General features: G+C 53.0%; 21 protein-coding genes. 13 read left to right on the top strand and 8 right to left on the bottom strand.

Going from position 1 to position 21,833, the window contains the following annotated elements; all coding sequences use genetic code 11:
* The first annotated feature begins 222 nt into the window (after positions 1–222).
* Complete coding sequence (locus tag OGX75_RS03520) at positions 223–927, top strand: FadR/GntR family transcriptional regulator (RefSeq protein ID WP_012131112.1); 705 nt, start codon at positions 223–225, stop codon at positions 925–927.
* 11 nt (positions 928–938) lie between these two features.
* Entirely contained in the window at positions 939–2,366 is a 1,428-nt protein-coding gene (gene mdtD, locus OGX75_RS03515; RefSeq protein ID WP_058668330.1) for a multidrug transporter subunit MdtD, read from the top strand.
* Here mdtD and rbsR read toward each other — a convergent pair.
* The 7 genes from rbsR to kup all read right to left on the bottom strand — a co-directional run bounded on the left by rbsR (position 2,332) and on the right by kup (position 10,263).
* Entirely contained in the window at positions 2,332–3,330 is a 999-nt protein-coding gene (gene rbsR, locus OGX75_RS03510) for a ribose operon transcriptional repressor RbsR (RefSeq protein ID WP_101744155.1), read from the bottom strand. The two genes, mdtD and rbsR, sit on opposite strands and share 35 nt — an antisense overlap.
* A gap of 3 nt (positions 3,331–3,333) precedes the next feature.
* A complete protein-coding gene (gene rbsK / locus OGX75_RS03505; RefSeq protein ID WP_286451054.1) occupies positions 3,334–4,263 on the bottom strand; it encodes a ribokinase in 930 nt (309 codons plus the stop codon).
* 140 nt (positions 4,264–4,403) lie between these two features.
* Positions 4,404–5,294: a ribose ABC transporter substrate-binding protein RbsB gene (gene rbsB / locus OGX75_RS03500; RefSeq protein ID WP_104867972.1), complete on the bottom strand. Its 891-nt coding sequence runs from the start codon at positions 5,292–5,294 to the stop codon at positions 4,404–4,406.
* Between the two features lie 24 nt (positions 5,295–5,318).
* Positions 5,319–6,284, bottom strand: a complete 966-nt coding sequence (gene rbsC / locus OGX75_RS03495; protein WP_012131107.1) for a ribose ABC transporter permease — start codon at positions 6,282–6,284, stop codon at positions 5,319–5,321.
* 5 nt (positions 6,285–6,289) lie between these two features.
* Positions 6,290–7,795 (bottom strand): ribose ABC transporter ATP-binding protein RbsA, encoded by a 1,506-nt coding sequence (rbsA, locus tag OGX75_RS03490; protein ID WP_012131106.1) that lies wholly within the window; start codon positions 7,793–7,795, stop codon positions 6,290–6,292.
* A 7-nt stretch (positions 7,796–7,802) separates the two neighbouring features.
* Complete coding sequence (rbsD, locus tag OGX75_RS03485; protein WP_286451053.1) at positions 7,803–8,222, bottom strand: D-ribose pyranase; 420 nt, start codon at positions 8,220–8,222, stop codon at positions 7,803–7,805.
* Between the two features lie 172 nt (positions 8,223–8,394).
* Positions 8,395–10,263: a low affinity potassium transporter Kup gene (gene kup / locus OGX75_RS03480; RefSeq protein ID WP_012131104.1), complete on the bottom strand. Its 1,869-nt coding sequence runs from the start codon at positions 10,261–10,263 to the stop codon at positions 8,395–8,397.
* 304 nt (positions 10,264–10,567) lie between these two features.
* On the opposite strand from kup, the gene ravA reads away from it, so the two are divergent.
* Together ravA and viaA are read left to right on the top strand one after the other, a co-directional pair.
* The gene (gene ravA / locus OGX75_RS03475; RefSeq protein WP_286451052.1) at positions 10,568–12,064 is read left to right on the top strand and encodes an ATPase RavA; all 1,497 of its coding nucleotides are present in this window, start codon (positions 10,568–10,570) and stop codon (positions 12,062–12,064) included.
* Positions 12,058–13,509, top strand: a complete 1,452-nt coding sequence (gene viaA / locus OGX75_RS03470; protein WP_012131102.1) for an ATPase RavA stimulator ViaA — start codon at positions 12,058–12,060, stop codon at positions 13,507–13,509. The genes ravA and viaA overlap by 7 nt, the downstream gene beginning before the upstream one ends.
* A 4-nt stretch (positions 13,510–13,513) precedes the next feature.
* Here viaA and asnA read toward each other — a convergent pair whose 3' ends face one another.
* Positions 13,514–14,506: an aspartate--ammonia ligase gene (gene asnA / locus OGX75_RS03465; RefSeq protein WP_024130086.1), complete on the bottom strand. Its 993-nt coding sequence runs from the start codon at positions 14,504–14,506 to the stop codon at positions 13,514–13,516.
* 151 nt (positions 14,507–14,657) lie between these two features.
* Between asnA and asnC the strand changes: the two genes are divergently transcribed.
* From asnC to atpH, 9 genes are all read left to right on the top strand, one after another.
* On the top strand, positions 14,658–15,116 hold the full coding sequence (gene asnC / locus OGX75_RS03460) for a transcriptional regulator AsnC (protein ID WP_012131100.1): 459 nt from the start codon (positions 14,658–14,660) through the stop codon (positions 15,114–15,116).
* Positions 15,117–15,204: 88 nt separating this feature from the next.
* Positions 15,205–15,654: an FMN-binding protein MioC gene (gene mioC, locus OGX75_RS03455; protein WP_012131099.1), complete on the top strand. Its 450-nt coding sequence runs from the start codon at positions 15,205–15,207 to the stop codon at positions 15,652–15,654.
* 372 nt (positions 15,655–16,026) lie between these two features.
* Positions 16,027–17,916 carry a tRNA uridine-5-carboxymethylaminomethyl(34) synthesis enzyme MnmG gene (gene mnmG / locus OGX75_RS03450; RefSeq protein WP_071259081.1) on the top strand — a complete coding sequence of 630 codons (1,890 nt, stop codon included), beginning with the start codon at positions 16,027–16,029 and terminating at the stop codon, positions 17,914–17,916.
* A gap of 102 nt (positions 17,917–18,018) precedes the next feature.
* Positions 18,019–18,642, top strand: a complete 624-nt coding sequence (gene rsmG, locus OGX75_RS03445; RefSeq protein ID WP_286451051.1) for a 16S rRNA (guanine(527)-N(7))-methyltransferase RsmG — start codon at positions 18,019–18,021, stop codon at positions 18,640–18,642.
* Positions 18,643–19,257: 615 nt separating this feature from the next.
* Entirely contained in the window at positions 19,258–19,638 is a 381-nt protein-coding gene (gene atpI, locus OGX75_RS03440) for a F0F1 ATP synthase subunit I (RefSeq protein WP_012131096.1), read from the top strand.
* Between the two features lie 8 nt (positions 19,639–19,646).
* Positions 19,647–20,462, top strand: coding sequence for a F0F1 ATP synthase subunit A (gene atpB, locus OGX75_RS03435; protein WP_047460083.1), 816 nt, complete (start codon positions 19,647–19,649; stop codon positions 20,460–20,462).
* A gap of 47 nt (positions 20,463–20,509) precedes the next feature.
* Positions 20,510–20,749, top strand: coding sequence for a F0F1 ATP synthase subunit C (atpE, locus tag OGX75_RS03430; protein WP_000429386.1), 240 nt, complete (start codon positions 20,510–20,512; stop codon positions 20,747–20,749).
* Between the two features lie 59 nt (positions 20,750–20,808).
* Complete coding sequence (atpF, locus tag OGX75_RS03425) at positions 20,809–21,279, top strand: F0F1 ATP synthase subunit B (protein ID WP_003827022.1); 471 nt, start codon at positions 20,809–20,811, stop codon at positions 21,277–21,279.
* Between the two features lie 14 nt (positions 21,280–21,293).
* Entirely contained in the window at positions 21,294–21,827 is a 534-nt protein-coding gene (atpH, locus tag OGX75_RS03420) for a F0F1 ATP synthase subunit delta (RefSeq protein ID WP_012000833.1), read from the top strand.
* The last annotated feature ends 6 nt before the right edge of the window (positions 21,828–21,833 follow it).

The following is a 21,833-nucleotide window of genomic DNA, read 5'->3' as shown; positions in this document are numbered from 1 at the left end:
ACCCGGCGGCCTGTGTGCCGTTGTTCCGTGTCAGTGGAGGCGCATTATAGGGAGTTATTCCGGCCTGACAAGGGGAAATTTAAAATTATTTTCCGACTGCTTTCTTTTTAAGCAAAACCACTATTAACATGCCATAAAATAAGCAATTTGCCGTTTTTACAACCTTAATCACACTTCCTGATGGCATACTAATGAATAAGAAAAGAGAAAGGACAAACATTTATGCCTTTAAGCGCACAACAGTTAGCTGCACAGAAAAATCTTTCCTACGTTCTGGCTGAGAAGCTGGCGCAGCGAATCTTAAAGGGTGAATACGCGCCCGGCACCATTCTTCCCGGAGAAATCGAACTGGGCGAGCAGTTTGGCGTGAGTCGCACGGCGGTACGTGAGGCAGTGAAGACGCTAACAGCAAAAGGCATGGTGTTGCCCCGTCCTCGTATTGGTACGCGGGTTATGCCGCAGGCAAACTGGAACTTCCTCGATCAGGAACTGCTCACCTGGTGGATGACAGAAGAAAACTTCCATCAGGTTATTAATCATTTTCTGGTGATGCGTATCAGTCTCGAACCGCAGGCATGTTCACTGGCGGCGACGATCGGGTCAGCGGAACAGAAAGCGCATCTGAATACCTTAATGGAAGAGATGGTGGCGTTGAAGAAGAACTTCAGACGCGAACGCTGGATTGAAGTCGATATGGCGTGGCATGAGCATATTTATGAAATGAGCGCGAATCCGTTCTTAATCTCTTTTGCCTCGCTGTTCCATTCGGTCTATCACACCTACTTCACCTCTATTACCTATAACGATGTGGTGAAGCTGGATTTACACCAGGCTATTGTAGATGCCATAGCCGACAGTGATGGCGATCGCGCCTTTAAAGCGTGCCAGGCATTGTTGATAGCGCCGAACGAACAACCGGACAAGTAACGGGATACCGAATGTCAGAGAAAAAAGCGCGCAGTATGGCCGGGTTGCCGTGGATAGCGGCTATGGCTTTTTTTATGCAGGCGCTGGATGCCACCATTCTTAATACCGCTCTACCCGCTATCGCGCACAGCCTCAACCGTTCTCCTCTTGCCATGCAGTCCGCTATTATCAGTTATACCCTGACGGTCGCGATGCTGATTCCGGTAAGCGGATGGCTGGCCGATCGCTTTGGCACCCGTCGCGTCTTTATTATTGCCGTCAGTCTGTTTACGCTCGGCTCGCTGGCATGCGCGCTTTCTGGCTCATTAGCTGAATTGGTTGTCTTCCGCGTGGTGCAGGGGATCGGCGGCGCAATGATGATGCCGGTCGCCCGTCTGGCATTATTACGCGCTTACCCCCGAAGTGAACTGCTTCCGGTTCTGAATTTTGTGACGATGCCAGGTCTGGTCGGCCCCATCCTCGGCCCGGTATTGGGGGGCATACTGGTGACATGGGCAAGCTGGCACTGGATCTTCCTGATTAATATTCCCATTGGCATTGTCGGTATCCTGTATGCCCGTAAGTACATGCCAAACTTCACCACGCCGCGACGCCGTTTCGACATGACCGGCTTCTTCCTCTTTGGTTTGAGTCTGGTGCTGTTCTCCAGCGGAATGGAGCTTTTCGGCGAGAAGATCGTCGCAACCTGGATAGCATTAACCATTATTCTGAGCAGTATCGTGCTGCTGCTGGCCTATATTCGCCATGCGCGTCGACACCCAACGCCATTGATTTCACTTTCGCTGTTCAGAACGCGCACGTTCTCCGTTGGGATAGCAGGAAACCTCGCCACGCGTCTGGGAACGGGATGCGTTCCCTTCCTGATGCCGCTGATGATACAGGTAGGATTTGGATACCCGGCGCTGATAGCCGGCTGCATGATGGCCCCGACGGCGCTGGGTTCTATTCTGGCGAAATCAGCGGTCACTCAGGTGCTGCGCAAACTGGGGTACAAGACGACGCTGGTCGGCATTACGGTATTTATTGGCCTGATGATTGCGCAGTTCTCTTTGCAATCCCCCGCCATGCCGGTATGGATGTTGATTCTGCCGCTGTTTGTTCTGGGTATGGCGATGTCCACGCAGTTTACCGCCATGAACACCATCACCCTTGCGGACCTGACCGATGATAACGCCAGCAGCGGCAACAGTCTGCTGGCCGTCACGCAGCAGCTTTCCATCAGTTTAGGGGTAGCGATCAGCGCCGCCGTATTGCGTCTCTATGAAGGGATTGAAGGAACCAATACGGTTGAACAGTTCCACTATACCTTTATTACGATGGGCGCTATTACGGTGGTATCCGCGCTGATGTTCATGTTGCTGAAAGCCAAAGATGGCCGCAATCTGATCAAAGAACGGCACAAACCTAAACCGACCCCCGCGCCATCAGAACAGGAGTAAGTTGCAGACGCTGCTGTTGTAACGTGGGTTGTGCCATACGGTGAATCAACACGTCGATGGCCAACTCACCCAGTTCATCTTTCGGTTGATGAATCGTCGTCAGCGGCGGCGTCATGTAGCGCGCCAGTTCAATATCATCATAGCCAATCACCGCCATATCCTGCGGGATGCGCAGCCCTGCCTGATAAAGCGCCTGATACGCGCCGACGGCCATCGCATCATTGCCGGCAAATACCGCCTGTGGGCGTTGTTTATGGGACAGCAGCATTTGCATGGTTTCAAATCCGCCGCCAAACTCGAAATCTCCTGTGATCTCATACCCTTCAGGAATTTCCAGCCCCGCGCGTTTCATGGCCTCCCGATACCCTTCCAGCCGCAAACGCGCGGGCGTTTTATCCAGTGGGCCGGTAATGCAGGCTATTCGGGTAAAACCTTTATCAATCAGGTATTGCGTCGCTAAATCGCCGCCCAGAAGGGAGTTGTCCTGGATCAGATCGCAATCCCCTTCGTCATCAAAGGGCGACCAGTCCATCATCACAGTAGGAATAGAGGGATAACGCTGCATGATCTCCCGGGAGGGTTGATGCGTCTCCGTACAGAGCAGCAATAGGCCATCGACCCGCTTTTGCATCAGCGTTTCCAGATTGCGGTTCATTCGCTGCTCATCGCCTTCGGTATTACACAATACCAGGCTGTAGCCCCGCTCAAAGCAGCTACGTTCAACGCCGCGCACCAGTTCTGAATAAAAAGGATTGGTACTGGCGGTGATCAGCATGCCGATTGTGCGGGTCTGATTTAATTTCAGGCTACGCGCCAACGCTGAAGGCGCGTAGTTTAACTCTTTAATCGCCGCTTCCACTTTCCCGGTGATAGCTTCACTGACAAAGCGATCTTTATTAATAACGTGCGAAACAGTTGAAGTGGAAACGCCCGCCAGACGGGCAACATCCTTCATTGTAGCCAAACGTTACCTCTGCTGACCTAAAAACGCCTCTATCTCTTCACGCCACGGAACAGATGGTTGCGCACCTTTGCGTGTCACCGCAATCGCAGCAGCGGCATGGGCAAAGCGAATGGCCTCCGGCAGCGGCGTCTCTTCCAGTAAGGCGGTAACTAACGCACCATTAAAAGTATCCCCGGCGGCTATCGTATCAACGGCGTTCACTTTAAACCCCGGCACACGACGGCCTTCGCCCTTCACGCTGGCCCACACGCCGCGGCTGCCTAACGTAATCAGTACGGTATGAATGCCTTTATCATGCAGCACCTGCGATGCTTTAGCGGCATCTTCATCATTTTCGACGCGAATTCCCGTGAGCTTTTCCGCTTCGGTTTCATTTGGCGTAATGATGTCCACCAGCGCCAGCAGCTCATCAGACAGTTCACGCGCCGGAGCCGGGTTAAGCGCAACGGTAGTGTTGTTCTGATGCGCAATTTTTGCCGCCGCCAGCACGCTTTCAATCGGCGACTCGAGCTGCATCAATAGCGCAGAAGCCCCGGCGATACGCTCGCGTTGCGCTTCCACCAGCGCTGGTGCCAATGCGGCATTGGCGCCAGCATGAATGCCGATGACATTTTCCCCTTCGCCATTAACAAAAATCAGCGCGACTCCGGTAGATTCCCCGTTAATCACGCTGACCGGAGCAATATCAATGTTATCGCTGGCTAACTGTTTACGCACGCTCTCGCCAATATCGTCATCGCCAGTACAGGCAATAAACGCGATATTTGCGCCACTGCGCCCTGCGGCCACCGCCTGATTCGCGCCTTTACCGCCGAATGCCACCTGATATTGGGTGCCCGTTACGGTTTCGCCTGGCGCAGGAAAAGATTCGAGGTTGAGGATGTGATCGGCATTAATACTGCCAAGGACGACAAGGTTGCCTGCGGTTTTCATGTTCGGGATGTCCAGTAAAGTGCGCCACCGGGTTAGGGTGGCGCGTGCCCTGCTTTTCTTTTTACGCTTTCATCTTCAAACAACTCTCTGAGGATGGCGTATTTATGTCGCCATCAGACCGCGAACGGCCTGAGCCGTTATTACTGCTTGATGACAAGTTTCAGGTCAACCGGATATTTGGCCTGAACTTTCTCGCCTTTCAGTACTTTATCAGCGGTTTCAACGCCTTTAGCGCCAATCTGATCCGGCAACTGAGCGATAGTCGCAGCCAGTTTGCCATCATTTACCGCCTTCTCGCCATCCGGCGTACCATCAAATCCAACCACCATCACATCAGATTTACCTGCGGTTTGCAGAGCGCGCAGCGCACCCAGCGCCATTTCGTCGTTCTGTGCGAATACCGCCTGCACATCAGGATGCGCAGTCAGCAGGTTCTGCATGACGTTCAGACCTTTGGTGCGGTCAAAGTCAGCAGGCTGGCTGGCCAGTACATTAAATTTGTGTGCCGCAACGGCCTGCTGGAAGCCTTCGCCACGCTCACGCGCTGCGGATGTTCCGGCGATGCCTTGCAGTTCAATCACTTTCGCGCCTTCACCTGCTTTCTTCGCGATGTAATCACCGGCGATTTTGCCACCCAGCACGTTATCGGAAGCAATGTGGCTGACAACGTCGCCTTTGGTTGCCTGGCGATCAAGGGTGATAACCGGAATATTCGCCTGGTTAGCCATCTTAACCGCGTTGCCTACCGCGTCGGAATCGGTTGGGTTGATCAGCAAAATTTTAGTGCCGCGAACGGTTAAATCCTGAACGTTAGCCAGCTCTTTCGCCGGGTTGTTCTGGGAGTCCAGCACGACCAGGTTATAGCCCAGTTTATCCGCTTCTTTCTGCGCCCCCTCTTTCAGGGTGACAAAGAACGGGTTGTTGAGCGTGGAGATCACCAGAGCAATGGTGTCTTTCGCCATCGCATTCGCGCTCACGGTGGCGCTCAGCGCAACAGCAGAAACCAGGGTAGCCAGTTTTTTCATGTTCATATTTAAGATGTCCTGTAGTCGTTGTTACTGCTTTTTGTTGTCTACCAGTACCGCCAGCAAAATCACCACCGCTTTGACGATCATCTGGTAATAGGAGGAAACACCTAACAAATTCAAACCATTATTAAGGAAACCGAGAATCAATGCGCCGATCAATGTCCCAACAATGCGCCCTTTACCGCCCGCCAGGCTGGTGCCGCCTAACACGACCGCTGCGATGGCATCCAGCTCATAACCCGTACCCGCCGTTGGCTGCGCGGAGGAGAGACGAGCCACTTCGATGATGCCCGCCAGCGAGGCCAGCAGACCACAAAGCGAATAGACGATGATTTTGACTTTACTGACGCTGATACCCGACAGACGCGTTGCCGCTTCGTTGCCGCCCAGCGCATAGATATAGCGACCCAGGCGAGTATGATGCAGCATGTACCACGCCGCCAGGAAGACGATGCCCATAATCCAGACCGGCGTCGGAACGCCCAGCGGACGGCCAATCCCGAACCAGCCGAAGAGATCGGCGTTATCCGTAAAGCCGGTATTCACCGGGCTTCCGTTGGTGTACACCATCGTGACGCCGCGCAGCAGAAGCATCATCACCAGCGTGGCGATAAACGCCTGCACGCGACCTTTCGCCACGATCACGCCGGTCACCGCGCCAATGGCGGCGCCTAACGCCAGCGCCGCCGCAACGGCCACCAGCGCATTCACTTCAATCCCTACAATTGAAGCGGCAACCGCGCCGGTAAGCGCCAGCAGGGAACCAACGGATAGATCGATGCCTGACGTCAGGATAACCAGCGTCATCCCAACGGCCATGATGGCGTTGACGGACGTTTGCTGGAGAATGTTAAACAGGTTATTAACGGTAAAAAAGTTGGGACTCATGGTAGAAACAATCGCGATCAGCACCAGCAGAGCGATGAGCGATTTCTGCTCCATCAGCCACGCTTTAGTGAAATAACGGCGACCAGAAACAGCCTGGATAGTCATCTTTTTTACTCCTGATTCACGCGATTAAGCTTGCCCACAGCGGCAGCCATTAACACTTCCTGGGTGGCCTGCTCGCGAGTGAATTCACCGCCGAGATGCCCTTCATGCATGACGATAATGCGATCGCTCATACCCAATACTTCTGGCATCTCAGATGAGACCAGAATGATGCTCAGACCATCGGCCTTAAACTGGTTGATAAGCTGATAAATTTCTTTTTTCGCGCCAACGTCCACACCGCGGGTTGGCTCATCGAGGATCAGCACTTTGGGGCGGGTCATCAGTCCACGCGCAATGGCGACTTTCTGCTGATTGCCGCCAGAGAGCAACCCGATAGCCTGCTCCATCGACGGCGTTTTCACATTGAACAGACGGATAAAGTCACTCACCGCCTGCTGTTCATCTTTATGTTTCAGGTTGCCGCCAGCGCGGCTGAAATAACGCAGCGCGGTGAGCGACATATTCTCTTTTACCGACATGCCGAGCACTAAGCCGTCACGTTTACGGTCTTCAGAGATATAAACAATGCCGTTAGCCAGGCCATCCTGCGGTGAACGGGTAATCACTTCATGCCCGTCGAGCGTGACGTAACCGCTGGTGCGCGGCAGCGCGCCGTACAGCACTTTCATCAGTTCTGTACGCCCGGCGCCCATCAAACCGGAGATCCCCAGAATTTCCCCTTTGCGCAGAGTAAAGGAGACATTATTAACGCCGGGACCGCACAGGTTATCGACTTTCAGGCGTACCTCGCCTGGCGCTTTATCCAGACGCGGGTACTGATCTTCAAGCTTACGTCCGACCATCATTTCAATCAGCGAATCTTCGGTCAGCGACGCCACTTCACGCTCGGCAATAAACTGCCCGTCGCGGAAAACCGTCACGTCATCGCAAATCTCGAAGATCTCTTTCATGCGGTGGGAGATATAGACAATGCCGCGCCCCTGCGATTTCAACTCGCGGATGACGCGGAACAGCGATTCCGTTTCGGTATCAGTGAGCGCATCCGTGGGTTCATCCATAATGATGACTCGGGATTCGAAGCTCAGTACCTTGGCGATTTCGACCATCTGCTGATCGCCGATAGAGAGTTCGCCCACCAGCCTGTCGCTTTTGAAGCGCAGATTGAGTCTGGCAAGCAGAACATCCGCTTCGGCATACATCTTTTTCCAGTCGATTTTGCCAAAGCGATTTACAAACTCACGCCCCAGAAAGATATTCTCGGCAATCGTGAGCTGCGGGATCAGGTTCAGTTCCTGGTGAATGATGCCAATCCCGGCTTCCTGCGAGGATTTTGGGCCATTGAAGGTCGTTTCTTTACCCAGCCACAATAACGATCCCGCATCACGGGTATAGATACCGGTCAGGACTTTCATCATGGTGGATTTGCCCGCGCCATTTTCGCCCACCAGCGCCATTACGCGGCCTGGATAGACATTTAACGCGGCGCCAGATAGCGCTTTCACGCCCGGGAACGCTTTATCGATCCCTTTGAGTTGCAGTAATGCGTCCATGATGGCCTCAGAACGTGACGCCGGCACAGAGAATAATATTCGCATACGGGGAGCACTCCCCGCTGCGAATCACCGCCTGACTGTCTGCGGTTAGTTTTTTAAAATGTTCATGCGTGGTGTAACGAATTTCTATGGTGTTTCCCTGGTGTTGTTGCAGTTGCTCAATATGGTTGAGCAACGTTTCGTGGAGTTGCGGATTATGTTCTTTGATTTCCGTCGCGAGAATAGCCGCCTCAACCTGCATTTCATGGGTCACGACATCCAGTACCTGCATAAAAGAAGGTACGCCCTGGGTTAACGCCATATCGATACGCGTTGTACTGGATGGAACAGGTAAACCTGCGTCACACACTACCAGCGTATCAGTATGCCCCAGACGGGAGATGACCGATGAAATATCAGAATTAAGTACCGCGCCTTTCTTCATTTTCTTTCCCCACTAGCGAAACGTTTCGCTGGTAATAAGTTTACTCCCGGAAGTGAGCAGAAAACCATCATGACGTAACGGAATTGTGATCGGGGTCGAAACGTTTCGCTAAGTGAAATGCGGCGGGGGATAATTGCCCGGCGGCGCAGCGCCGCCCGGCATTTTAAAAGGCTTAAATCTCGACCTGCGTTCCCAGTTCGATAACCCGGTTCGGCGGGATTTCAAACTGATCCGGCGCACGTAGCGCATTACGCTGCAACAGCAGATAGAGCTTGCCGCGCAGACGCAAATACCACGGACGTTTGCCGAGGATCAGCGATTCATGCGACATAAAGAAAGAGGTTTCCATCATCCGGCAGCTCAGCCCTTCCAGCCCGCAGCGGTGGAACACTTCCTCAACGTTCGGCGTTTCGCGCCAACCGTAGCTGGCCACCACGCGCCAGAAGGTTGGCGACAGTTGCTCAATCTGCACCCGGCGAACATTGTGTACGTATGGCGCGTCTTCCGTGCGTAGCGTCAGCAGAATCACGCGTTCATGCAGCACCTTGTTGTGCTTGAGGTTATGCAGCAACGCAAACGGAATGACGTTCAGCGCGCGGGACATATACACCGCCGTACCGGGGACGCGTACCGGAGGCGATTTCTCCAGCGAGGCGATCAGGGCTTCCAGGGAGTTACCGTGCTCATGCATACGACGCAGCAGACGGAAACGCTCGCTCTTCCAGGTCGTCATAATGATGAACATCACGATCCCCAGCGTCAGCGGCAACCAGCCGCCCGACAGCAGCTTGTCGAGGTTTGCCGAGAACAGCGGAACATCAACGCACAAGAACGCCACCAGAATCAGCGCGACAAAATACTTATTCCAGTGCCAGTTTTTACGCGCCACGGTGGTAGAAAGAATCGAGGTCAGCACCATCGTACCGGTAACGGCAATACCGTATGCCGCCGCCAGGTTGCTGGAACGCTCAAAGCTGACAATAACAATAACCACCGCAAAATAGAGCATCCAGTTCACGAACGGAATATAGATCTGCCCGGACTCCATTTCGGAGGTGTGGATAATGCGCATGGGCGATAAATATCCCAGCCGCACCGCCTGGCGCGTCAGCGAGAAGACGCCGGAAATCACCGCCTGAGAGGCGATAACCGTCGCCAGCGCGGCAAGAATCAGCAGCGGGATCAGCGCCCACTCCGGCGCCAGCAGGAAGAACGGGTTCTTAATCGCTTCCGGGTGTTTGAGCAGCAATGCGCCCTGACCAAAGTAGTTTAACGTTAATGAAGGAAGAACAACCGAGAACCAGGCCAGACGAATCGGCAGTTTGCCGAAATGCCCCATATCCGCATACAGCGCCTCAACCCCGGTAATCGAAAGCACCACAGCACCCAGCGCAATAAACGACACCGTTTTGTACTCAAGGAAGAACTTCGCCGCCCACATGGGATTGAGGGCATGAAGCACATCCGGGTTAGCGATGATACTGCGCAGGCCGAGTCCGGCCAGAATCAAAAACCACGTCAGCATAATCGGCGCAAACAGCTTACCGACCATCCCCGTCCCGTGTTTCTGAATCATAAACAGCAGAGTAAGCACAATAATAGAAAGCGGGACGACCCAGGTATCCAGTTCCGGCGCCACAATTTCCAGACCTTCAATGGCCGACATGACTGAGATCGCGGGTGTAATCACCACTTCGCCGTAGAAGAAGCTACCGCCAATTAACCCCATAATGACCAGCGTGGACGTCATTCTCGCCGACGTATTACGCCCGGCTAGCGACATTAAGGTCAGAATCCCGCCCTCACCGGCGTTATCTGCGCGCATGACAAAAGTCAGATACTTGATAGAAACAACAAAGATCAGCAGCCAGAAAATCAGCGACAGAAAGCCAAATACGGCATCACGTTCAACACCAAAACCAAACTGACCGGACAAGCATTCACGAAGTGTATAAAGTGGGCTGGTACCAATATCACCATAGACAACCCCAATCGCTGCGAGAGTGATCGCAGACAATGATTGTTTATTATCAGTGCTCATAGACTCGTCTTTCGTTTATACATGGCATCTTTCAAACGACAAGGCTCCCGGGGATCCACTCCTTTGCCACCTTGATGCAGTTTGAATGATTTAGTGTATATATATGAAATGTGTGCGTAGTCCCTTGGCCCACAAAAAAGGCGCACAGTATGCACGATTAATCGCAAAATCGTACCCCTAATCGACGTCAGATTAACCTGGCGCAAAGAAAAAGAAACGATGCTTCAGTCTATTATTGCTTCGTGGCGAAACGTCTATACTCGCTGTTAACATGATACATCTGGCGGAAGGACGCCACCTTATTATGGCTCACCCACATTTATTAGCGGAAAGAATTTCCCGTCTGAGCAGCGCCCTGGAAAAGGGACTTTATGAACGTAGCCACGCCATTCGCCTTTGCCTGCTGGCAGCGTTGAGCGGTGAGAGCGTCTTTTTACTTGGCCCGCCAGGCATTGCCAAAAGCCTGATAGCCCGTCGTCTGAAGTTCGCCTTTCAGCACGCCCGCGCCTTTGAGTATCTGATGACGCGTTTTTCCACGCCCGAGGAGGTTTTTGGTCCTCTCTCCATTCAGGCGCTAAAAGATGAAGGTCGCTATGAGCGTCTGACCACGGGTTATCTTCCTGAAGCGGAAATCGTCTTTCTGGATGAGATCTGGAAAGCGGGCCCGGCAATCCTGAACACTCTGCTGACCGCCATTAACGAACGCCATTTCCGTAACGGCGCGCACGAAGAAAAAATTCCGATGCGCCTGCTGGTGGCGGCCTCAAACGAGCTTCCCGAAGCAGACAGCAGTCTGGAGGCGTTATACGACCGTATGCTCATTCGTCTGTGGCTGGATAAAGTACAGGATAAGGCGAATTTCCGCTCCATGCTGGTAAGCCAGCAGGACGAAAGCGACAACCCGGTGCCAGCCTCATTACAGGTGACTGATGAAGAGTATTATCAGTGGCAGAAGGATATTTCCGCCATTACGCTGCCCGATCATGTATTTGAACTGATTTTCACGCTGCGCCAGCAGCTTGATGCGCTGCCAGACGCCCCCTATGTTTCCGACCGTCGCTGGAAAAAAGCCATTCGTCTGTTACAGGCCAGCGCGTTCTTTAGCGGACGCGACGCCGTTGCGCCAATCGATCTTATCCTGCTGAAAGATTGCCTGTGGTATGACGCGCAAAGCCTGAATCTGATGCAGCAACAGCTTGAAATATTGATGACCGGGCACGCCTGGCAGCAACAGGCAATGCTGACGCGCCTCGGCGGCATTGTGCAACGTCGCCTTCAGTTGCAACAACAGCAAAGCGATAAAACAGCCTTTACCGTTGTTCGTCAGGGAGGAATGTTCAGCCGCCGTCCCCATTACGATCTGCCGCCAGAGACGAGCGCGCCAGTGCTAACCTTGCTTTTGCAACAACCGCTTAAACTGCATGATATGGAAGTCATTCATATCGCTTTTGAACGCAGCGCCCTTGAGCAGTGGCTGGCAAAAGGCGGAGAGATCCGCGGCAAACTCAACGGGATCGGTTTTGCCCAGACGCTGAATATGGAAGTTGATAGCGCTCAGCATCTGGTGGTGCGCGACGTCAGCCTACAGGGCAGCCGTCTGGCGCTACCGGGCAGTTCAGAAGAGGGAATGCCCGGCGAAATCAAACAGCAGCTTGAGGCGCTGGACAGCGAATGGCACCAGCAGCACAGCCGGTTCAGCGAACAGCAAAAATGTCTGTTTATCCATAGCGACTGGTTAGGTCGTATTGAAGCCAGCCTACAGGATGTTGGTGCGCAGATCCGCCAGGCGCAGCAATGCTGACACTGGACACGCTGAATGTCATGCTGGCGGTCAGTGAAGAGGGGATTATCGAAGAGATTATCCTCACTTTGCTGGCCTCCCCGCAGCTGGCTATCTTCTTCGAGAAATTCCCCCGATTAAAGAGGGCCATTTCCGACGATCTTCCCCGCTGGCGCGAAGCGCTGCGCAGCCGTCTTAAAGACGCGCGCGTGCCGCCGGAACTCACGGAAGAGGTGATGTGCTATCAACAAAGCCAGCTTCTCGGAACAACGCAGTTTATTGTGCAATTGCCGCAGATATTAGCGTTGCTGCACCGGCTACATTCGCCCTATGCCGGGCAAGCCCAGCAACTGGTGGACAGTAACGCCACTTTTACGCCAGCGCTACACACGCTTTTTCTGCAACGCTGGCGTTTAAGCCTGATCGTGCAAACCACGGCCTTAAATCACCAGTTGCTGGAAGAGGAGCGCGAGCAGTTGCTGAGTGAAGTGCAGGAACGTATGACGCTCAGCGGGCAACTGGAGCCGGTCCTGGCGGAAAATGACCATGCAGCCGGCCGCCTGTGGGATATGAGCGCAGGGCAACTCAAACGCGGCGATTATCAGCTGATCGTAAAATATGGCGACTTCCTGGCAGAACAACCCGAACTGAAACGCCTGGCGGAACAGTTAGGCCGCTCCCGGGAAGCCAAATCGGTGCCGCGCAAAGATGCGCCGATGGAGACGTTTCGTACGCTGGTGCGCGAACCGGCGACCGTTCCAGAACAGGTTGACGGCATTCAGCAAAGCGACGACATTCTGCGCCTGTTGCCGCCTGAGCTGGCAACGCTCGGCATTACCGAACTGGAATATGAATTCTACCGACGGCTGGTGGAAAAACAGCTACTCACGTACCGTCTGCACGGCGAAGCGTGGCGTGAGAAAGTGACTGAGCGCCCGGTCGTTCATCAGGATTTTGACGAACAGCCGCGCGGGCCATTCATTGTTTGCGTGGACACTTCCGGCTCAATGGGCGGATTTAACGAGCAGTGCGCAAAAGCCTTTTGCCTGGCGCTGATGCGCGTCGCGCTGGCGGATAACCGTCGCTGTTTCATCATGCTGTTTTCCACAGAGGTAGTGCGCTATGAACTGTCTGGCCCAGAAGGCATCGAGCAGGCCATCCGCTTTTTGAGCCAGCGCTTTCGCGGCGGCACGGATATCGCCAGCTGTTTTCGCGCCATTATTGAACGGATGCAGGGGCGAGAGTGGTTTGATGCGGATGCGGTAGTCATTTCAGATTTTATCGCCCAGCGCTTACCTGACGATGTTGTGAATAAAGTAGGGGAGTTACAACGGGTACACCAGCACCGTTTTCATGCGGTGGCGATGTCGGCACATGGTAAACCCGGCATCATGCGCATTTTCGACCATATCTGGCGTTTTGATACCGGGATGCGAAGCCGCCTGCTACGACGCTGGCGGCGTTAAAGAATTACAGCAGGGAAGCGACGCTTTCACGAACCTGCGCAGGCCACACGCCGCACTGAACCTGACCAATGTGCGGCAGTTGCAGCAACAGCATCGTCAGGCGAGACTGACCAATACCGCCGCCGATCGTTTGCGGCATCTCGCCGCGCAGCAGCGCCTGGTGCCACTCCAGACTCAGGCGATCTTCATCTCCGGTCAGAGCAAGCTGGCGTTTCAGCGCATCGGCGTCGACACGGATCCCCATTGAAGAAAGCTCAAACGCATCTTCCAGTACCGGGTTCCAGACCAGGATATCGCCGTTCAGACCAGCATGGCCCAGATCAGAAGCAGAACTCCAGTCATCATAATCTGGCGCACGCACGTCGTGACGTTTACCGTCACTCAGTTTCCCGCCGATACCAACCAGGAAAACGGCGCCAAGCTCTTTCGCGATCGCGCGTTCGCGCCCTTTCGCATCCAGATCCGGGTAACGCGCCAGCAGCTCCTGGCTGTGAACAAAGTGGATCTGCTCCGGCAGGAACGGCGCCAGACCAAATTCTTTGCTTACCGCGGCTTCGGTTGCCTTAATGCCTTCCCAGATAGCCTCTACCGTGCTTTTCAGGGTGGCGAATTGACGCTCACCGTCGCCCATAACGCGTTCCCAGTCCCACTGGTCGACATAGACGGAGTGGAGCGGGGAGAGGCGGTCTTCGTCAGGGCGAAGGGCTTTCATGTGCGTGTACAGCCCTTCACCCGCGCTGAAGTCGTGTTGTCCCAGCGTCTGGCGTTTCCACTTTGCCAGTGAATGCACCACTTCAAACTGGGCATCCGGCAACGCTTTCACTTTTACCTGTACCGCTTTTTCACAGCCCGACAAGTTATCCTGCGTGCCATCTCCTACGCGGCTAAGGATCGGCGCCTGAACTTCAATCAGACCCAGACGCTCCTCCAGTTGACGAGAGAAGTGAGATTTCACGAAGCTAATTTGACGTTGTTTGGCGATGTAAGCGGTTTTCATTTTGTATACTCCTGCGTCCTGTTGCCTATGATTAAGCAACAGATTGAGGGCGATATTCAATAATCCACAAACAAAAAGCCGACTTCACTTTTGATTCGATAAAATAAGACGCTAAAATAGAGTGAATCACTAATCTACATAAGAAAAACCTATGGAAAATTATCAGATCGACAATCTGGATCGCGGCATCCTGGAAGCGTTAATGGCAAATGCGCGTACGGCATACGCTGAACTGGCCAAACAATTTAGCGTCAGCCCGGGGACGATTCACGTTCGCGTAGAAAAAATGAAGCAGGCGGGGATCATTACCGGCGCGCGGATTGACGTCAGTCCAAAACAGCTCGGATACGACGTCTGCTGCTTTATCGGCATTATTTTAAAAAGCGCGAAAGACTACCCATCCGCGCTGGCGAAGCTCGAAAGCCTGGACGAAGTGACCGAAGCGTATTACACCACCGGCCACTACAGCATCTTTATTAAGGTTATGTGTCGATCCATCGACGCCCTGCAACAGGTACTTATCAACAAGATCCAAACAATTGATGAAATTCAGTCCACCGAGACATTGATCTCCCTGCAAAACCCGATCATGCGTACTATCCGGCCGTGATCGGCTTTTTTAATCCCACATTTTTCCACAGGTAGATCCCAGCTCGCTCACAGCGTACAATAGCCCCTCTTTATAAGGATGGGCTCGTATGGCAGACATTACTCTTATCAGCGGCAGCACCCTTGGCGGTGCCGAATATGTTGCAGAACATCTGGCTGAAAAGCTGGAAGATGCAGGTTTTTCAACCGAAACCTTGCACGGTCCGCTATTAGAGGATCTGTCAGCGTCAGGAACCTGGCTGGTTATCAGCTCCACGCATGGCGCGGGCGATATCCCGGATAACCTTGCTCCTTTCTATGAAGCGCTTCAGTCGCAGAACCCCGATCTTTCTCAGGTTCGTTTCGGCGCCATCGGCATCGGAAGTCGTGAATATGACACATTCTGCGGCGCCATCGATAAAATAGAGGCCGCGCTCAAGACATCAGGCGCAAAACCGATCGGGGAAACCCTCAAGATCAACATCCTTGAACACGATATTCCTGAAGATCCGGCAGAGGTTTGGCTGGGATCCTGGATTAATTTACTCAAAATAGTGTAAAGATCGTGCGATCGAGTGTGGATAACTCTGGTAAGAAGCTTGGATCAACCAGTAGTTATCCAAAGAACAACCGGTGTTCAGTTTTTGAGTTGTGCATAACCCTTCATTCTGATCCCAGCTTATACGGGCCAGGATCACCGATCATTCACAGCTAATGATCCTCAACAACTTGTTGATCTTATTCAACGGATCCTGGTTATCCACAGACAATCGCGATCCTAATAAGAGATCACAATAAAACAGATCTCTAAATAAAAAGATCTTCTTTTTAATACCCAGGATCCCGGGACTTTCTCCAGCGGCTAAAGTTGAGTAGAATCCACGACCCGGGCTTCAATCCACTTTCACACCGCCGTATGCGAGGCAATTACCATGTTTTATCCGGATCCTTTTGACGTCATCATCATTGGCGGGGGTCATGCAGGCACTGAGGCCGCAATGGCCGCAGCGCGTATGGGGCAACAGACCCTGCTTTTGACACACAATATCGACACGCTGGGGCAAATGAGCTGCAACCCGGCCATTGGCGGTATTGGGAAGGGACACCTGGTAAAAGAAGTGGATGCGCTCGGCGGGCTGATGGCGAAAGCGATCGACCAGGCGGGTATCCAGTTTAGGATACTAAACGCAAGCAAAGGTCCGGCCGTTCGTGCGACTCGCGCACAGGCGGATCGCGTGCTATATCGCCAGGCGGTGCGTACTGCGCTGGAGAATCAGCCCAATCTGATGATCTTCCAGCAGGCGGTTGAAGATCTGATTGTTGAAAACGATCGCGTCGTGGGCGCTGTTACCCAGATGGGCCTGAAATTCCGGGCTAAAGCGGTGGTTCTCACCGTCGGGACTTTCCTTGACGGCAAAATTCATATTGGTCTGGATAACTACAGCGGCGGCCGTGCTGGCGATCCGCCATCCATTCCACTGTCTCGTCGCCTGCGTGAACTTCCGCTGCGCGTCAGCCGCCTGAAAACCGGTACGCCGCCGCGTATTGATGCGCGCACCATTGATTTCAGCGTACTGGCGCAGCAGCACGGCGATAACCCGATGCCTGTGTTCTCGTTCATGGGCAACGCGTCCCAGCATCCGCAGCAGGTGCCGTGCTACATCACGCATACCAACGAAAAAACCCATGATGTGATCCGCAACAACCTCGATCGCAGCCCAATGTATGCCGGTGTGATCGAAGGGATCGGCCCGCGTTACTGCCCGTCGATCGAAGATAAAGTCATGCGCTTTGCCGATCGCAACCAACATCAGATCTTCCTGGAACCGGAAGGACTGACCTCTAACGAAATTTACCCGAACGGTATCTCCACCAGCCTGCCGTTCGATGTGCAGATGCAGATCGTCCGCTCAATGCAGGGGATGGAAAACGCGAAAATCGTGCGTCCTGGTTATGCCATTGAGTACGATTTCTTCGATCCGCGCGACCTGAAACCAACGCTGGAGAGCAAATTTATCCAGGGATTGTTCTTCGCCGGGCAAATCAACGGGACGACAGGTTACGAAGAAGCGGCCGCGCAAGGTTTGCTCGCCGGTCTGAACGCCGCCCGTCTGTCTGCGGACAAAGAAGGCTGGGCGCCTGCGCGTTCTCAGGCTTACCTCGGCGTGCTGGTGGACGATCTTTGCACGCTGGGCACCAAAGAACCGTACCGTATGTTTACCTCCCGCGCGGAATACCGCCTGATGTTGCGTGAAGATAACGCCGACCTGCGTCTGACGGAAATGGGCCGCGAGCTGGGTCTGGTGGATGATGAGCGCTGGGCGCGCTTCAACGAGAAGCTGGAGAATATCGAACGCGAACGTCAGCGTCTGAAATCCACCTGGGTAACGCCGTCGGCGGAATCGGCCGGCGAAGTGAACGCTCACCTGACTGCGCCGCTGTCGCGTGAAGCCAGTGGCGAAGATCTGCTGCGTCGCCCGGAAATGACCTACGCGCAGCTGACTTCGCTGACACCGTTCACTCCGGGTCTTGATGATGCGCAGGCCGCTGAGCAGGTTGAGATTCAGGTAAAATACGAAGGCTATATCGCCCGTCAGCAGGATGAGATCGAAAAACAGCTGCGTAACGAGAACACATTGCTGCCTGCAACGCTGGATTATCGCCAGGTTTCTGGTCTGTCGAATGAAGTTATCGCCAAGCTGAACGATCACAAACCGGTCTCTATCGGTCAGGCGTCGCGCATTTCCGGCGTTACGCCCGCGGCGATTTCAATTTTGCTGGTGTGGCTGAAGAAACAGGGAATGCTGCGTCGCAGCGCTTGATAACACTAATTTGGCGGGGGCGCTTCGCTTGCCCGCCCTACAAATTTGTAGGCCCGATAAGCGAAAGCGCATCGGGCATTTGATTATTAACAGGTAACGACCGTGCTTAACAAACTCTCCCGTCTGCTGGATGAAGCAGGCATTTCGCTTACCGATCACCAGAAAAATCAGCTGATTGCGTATGTCGATATGCTGCACAAATGGAACAAAGCCTACAACCTGACGTCGGTGCGGGATCCTAACGAGATGCTGGTACGCCATATTCTGGACAGCATCGTTGTGGCGCCGCACCTGCAAGGGGAGCGTTTTATTGACGTCGGTACGGGACCGGGGCTGCCGGGGATCCCGCTCTCCATCGTCCGTCCTGAATCGCATTTCATGCTGCTGGATAGCCTGGGCAAGCGGGTACGCTTTCTGCGCCAGGTTCAGCACGAACTCAAGCTGGAAAATATTACGCCAGTGCAGAGTCGCGTCGAAGAGTTCCCTTCTGAGCCGCCGTTTGATGGCGTGATCAGCCGTGCATTCGCTTCTCTCGATGACATGTTGAGCTGGTGTCGCCACCTGCCGGGGGAAAATGGCCGCTTTTATGCGTTAAAGGGTCAGTTGCCGGAAGAGGAAATCGCCTCGCTGCCTGCGGCGTTCAGCGTCGAGTCCGTGGTTAAACTGCGTGTCCCGCAGCTGGAAGGCGAACGTCATTTGGTGGTCATTAAGCCAAACAAAATTTAATTTTTATCAAAAAAAATAGAAAAAAAACGGGCGCTCGCGTGTTAACAATCGCGAGGTAACGAATAGTTATACCTTGTTACTGTTAACCATGAGTTCACCGTTTTGTATCATTGCTACAACGTAGCTCTTTTTATTAAAAAATGAATTAATCAACATTGAAAATATCAGGTTGCTAAAAATTGAACCTAAGAATCACTCAGGTATGTTGAATTTTTATTATAAATGTCAATGAATGGTTTTTAGGTTGTAACCGGGTGTTTTTTAAATAGTGAGTGATTTTAGGCTTAAATATCAGAAAGATGAAAAGGCATCATTTGCCAAGTAAATAAATACTGCCGGGGCGAATATGCTCAATATGTGATCCGAAGCACGCTTTATCACCAGTATTTACGCGCCATTTGCAGTTTTGCATGATCGTTCACAGTTTGATGAAAAGTGATAAATGTGCACCAGGGAAAAATATTTAAACATTTATTCACCTTTTAGCTACTTATTGTTTGAAATCACGAGGGCGCACCGTATAATTTGACCGCTTTTTGATGCTTGACTCTAAGCCTTAAAGAACGTTTTATACGACACGCGGCATACCTCGAAGGGAGCAGGAGTAAAAACGTGATGTCTGTGTCGCTCTTGAGTCGAAACGTTGCTCGTAAGCTTCTGTTCATTCAGCTTCTGGCGGTAATAGCAAGTGGATTGCTGTTTAGCCTCAAAGACCCCTTCTGGGGCGCTTCCGCCTTATGCGGAGGCCTGGCAGTGTTGCTGCCTAACATGTTGTTTATGATATTTGCCTGGCGTCACCAGGCGCATACACCTGCGAAAGGCCGCGTGGCCTGGTCATTCGCTTTCGGCGAAGCCTTCAAGGTGTTAGCGATGCTGGTTTTACTGGTGGTGGCGTTGGCGGTTTTTAAGGCGGTATTTTTGCCGCTGATCGTTACGTGGGTTTTGGTGCTGGTGGTTCAGATACTGGCGCCGGCTGTAATTAACAACAAAGGGTAAAAGGCATCATGGCTTCAGAAAATATGACGCCGCAGGATTACATAGGACACCATCTGAACAACCTTCAGTTGGACCTGCGTACATTCTCGCTGGTGGATCCGCATAACCCCCCAGCCACCTTCTGGACGCTCAATATTGACTCCATGTTCTTCTCGGTGGTGCTGGGTCTGTTGTTCCTGCTTATGTTCCGCAGCGTAGCCAAAAAGGCGACCAGCGGCGTACCAGGTAAATTTCAGACCGCGATTGAGCTGGTCATCGGCTTTGTGCATGGTAGCGTGAAAGACATGTACCATGGCAAAAGCAAGCTGATTGCGCCGCTGGCCCTGACGATCTTCGTCTGGGTATTCCTGATGAACCTGATGGACTTACTGCCTATCGATCTGCTGCCGTATATCGGCGAGCATATCTTCGGTCTGCCGGCACTGCGTGTCGTTCCGTCCGCTGACGTGAACATCACCCTGTCGATGGCGCTGGGCGTATTTATCCTCATTCTGTTCTACAGCATCAAAATGAAAGGCATCGGCGGCTTCACGAAAGAGTTGACGCTACAGCCGTTCAATCACTGGGCGTTCATCCCTGTCAACTTAATCCTTGAAGGGGTAAGTCTGCTGTCCAAACCGGTATCACTCGGTCTGCGACTGTTCGGCAACATGTATGCCGGTGAGCTGATTTTCATTCTGATTGCTGGTCTGTTGCCGTGGTGGTCACAGTGGATTCTGAATGTGCCGTGGGCCATTTTCCACATCCTGATCATTACGCTGCAAGCCTTCATCTTCATGGTTCTGACGATTGTCTATCTGTCGATGGCATCTGAAGAGCATTAATTTTACCAACACTACTACGTTTTAACTGAAACAAACTGGAGACTGTCATGGAAAACCTGAATATGGATCTGCTGTACATGGCTGCCGCTGTGATGATGGGTCTGGCGGCAATCGGTGCTGCGATCGGTATCGGCATCCTCGGGGGTAAATTCCTGGAAGGCGCAGCGCGTCAACCTGATCTGATTCCTCTGCTGCGTACTCAGTTCTTTATCGTTATGGGTCTGGTGGATGCTATCCCGATGATCGCTGTAGGTCTGGGTCTGTACGTGATGTTCGCTGTCGCGTAGTAAGCGTTGCTTGAATTAAGAGCAATATCAGAACGTTAACTAGATAGAGGCATTGTGCTGTGAATCTTAACGCAACAATCCTCGGCCAGGCCATCGCGTTTGTCCTGTTCGTTCTGTTCTGCATGAAGTACGTATGGCCGCCGTTAATGGCTGCCATCGAAAAACGTCAAAAAGAAATTGCTGACGGTCTTGCTTCCGCAGAACGAGCACATAAGGACCTTGACCTTGCAAAGGCCAGCGCGACCGACCAGCTGAAAAAAGCGAAGGCGGAAGCTCAGGTAATCATTGAGCAGGCGAACAAACGTCGCGCTCAGATCCTGGATGAAGCCAAAACTGAAGCAGAGCAGGAACGTACTAAAATCGTGGCCCAGGCGCAGGCGGAAATTGACGCCGAGCGTAAACGTGCCCGTGAAGAGCTGCGTAAGCAAGTTGCTATCCTGGCTGTTGCTGGCGCCGAGAAGATCATCGAACGTTCCGTGGATGAAGCTGCTAACAGCGACATCGTGGACAAACTTGTCGCTGAACTGTAAGGAGGGAGGGGCTGATGTCTGAATTTGTTACGGTAGCTCGCCCCTACGCCAAAGCAGCTTTTGACTTTGCCGTCGAACACCAAAGTGTAGAGCGCTGGCAGGACATGCTGGCGTTTGCCGCCGAGGTAACCAAGAACGAACAAATGGCAGAGCTTCTCTCTGGCGCGCTGGCGCCGGAAACGCTCGCTGAGTCGTTTATCGCAGTCTGCGGTGAGCAACTGGACGAAAACGGTCAGAACCTGATTCGGGTGATGGCTGAAAATAATCGTCTGAACGCGCTCCCGGATGTTCTGGAGCAGTTTATTCACCTGCGCGCCGCGAGTGAGTCCACCTCTGAAGTTGAGGTAACTTCCGCCACCGCATTGAGTGAAGAACAGCTTGCGAAAATTAGCGCTGCGATGGAAAAACGTCTGTCACGCAAAGTTAAGCTGAATTGCAAAATCGATAAGTCTGTAATGGCAGGCGTTATCATCCGAGCGGGTGATATGGTCATTGATGGCAGCGTACGCGGCCGTCTTGAACGCCTTGCAGACGTCTTGCAGTCTTAAGGGGAC

Source organism: Citrobacter sp. CK199, assembly GCF_030333285.1.
Taxonomy (GTDB): Bacteria; Pseudomonadota; Gammaproteobacteria; order Enterobacterales; family Enterobacteriaceae; genus Citrobacter_B; species Citrobacter_B koseri.
This window is presented reverse-complemented; position numbering and strand designations above follow the sequence as displayed.

Excerpts from the sequence above, each read along its gene's own strand:
- OGX75_RS03520 (WP_012131112.1), top strand. The coding sequence starts at position 223 with ATGCCTTTAAGCGCACAACAGTTAGCTGCACAGAAAAATCTTTCCTAC.
- mdtD (WP_058668330.1), top strand. The coding sequence starts at position 939 with ATGTCAGAGAAAAAAGCGCGCAGTATGGCCGGGTTGCCGTGGATAGCG.
- rbsK (WP_286451054.1), bottom strand. The coding sequence starts at position 4,263 with ATGAAAACCGCAGGCAACCTTGTCGTCCTTGGCAGTATTAATGCCGAT.
- rbsB (WP_104867972.1), bottom strand. The coding sequence starts at position 5,294 with ATGAACATGAAAAAACTGGCTACCCTGGTTTCTGCTGTTGCGCTGAGC.
- rbsC (WP_012131107.1), bottom strand. The coding sequence starts at position 6,284 with ATGACTATCCAGGCTGTTTCTGGTCGCCGTTATTTCACTAAAGCGTGG.
- rbsA (WP_012131106.1), bottom strand. The coding sequence starts at position 7,795 with ATGGACGCATTACTGCAACTCAAAGGGATCGATAAAGCGTTCCCGGGC.
- rbsD (WP_286451053.1), bottom strand. The coding sequence starts at position 8,222 with ATGAAGAAAGGCGCGGTACTTAATTCTGATATTTCATCGGTCATCTCC.
- kup (WP_012131104.1), bottom strand. The coding sequence starts at position 10,263 with ATGAGCACTGATAATAAACAATCATTGTCTGCGATCACTCTCGCAGCG.
- ravA (WP_286451052.1), top strand. The coding sequence starts at position 10,568 with ATGGCTCACCCACATTTATTAGCGGAAAGAATTTCCCGTCTGAGCAGC.
- viaA (WP_012131102.1), top strand. The coding sequence starts at position 12,058 with ATGCTGACACTGGACACGCTGAATGTCATGCTGGCGGTCAGTGAAGAG.
- asnA (WP_024130086.1), bottom strand. The coding sequence starts at position 14,506 with ATGAAAACCGCTTACATCGCCAAACAACGTCAAATTAGCTTCGTGAAA.
- asnC (WP_012131100.1), top strand. The coding sequence starts at position 14,658 with ATGGAAAATTATCAGATCGACAATCTGGATCGCGGCATCCTGGAAGCG.
- mioC (WP_012131099.1), top strand. The coding sequence starts at position 15,205 with ATGGCAGACATTACTCTTATCAGCGGCAGCACCCTTGGCGGTGCCGAA.
- mnmG (WP_071259081.1), top strand. The coding sequence starts at position 16,027 with ATGTTTTATCCGGATCCTTTTGACGTCATCATCATTGGCGGGGGTCAT.
- atpI (WP_012131096.1), top strand. The coding sequence starts at position 19,258 with ATGTCTGTGTCGCTCTTGAGTCGAAACGTTGCTCGTAAGCTTCTGTTC.
- atpB (WP_047460083.1), top strand. The coding sequence starts at position 19,647 with ATGGCTTCAGAAAATATGACGCCGCAGGATTACATAGGACACCATCTG.
- atpE (WP_000429386.1), top strand. The coding sequence starts at position 20,510 with ATGGAAAACCTGAATATGGATCTGCTGTACATGGCTGCCGCTGTGATG.
- atpH (WP_012000833.1), top strand. The coding sequence starts at position 21,294 with ATGTCTGAATTTGTTACGGTAGCTCGCCCCTACGCCAAAGCAGCTTTT.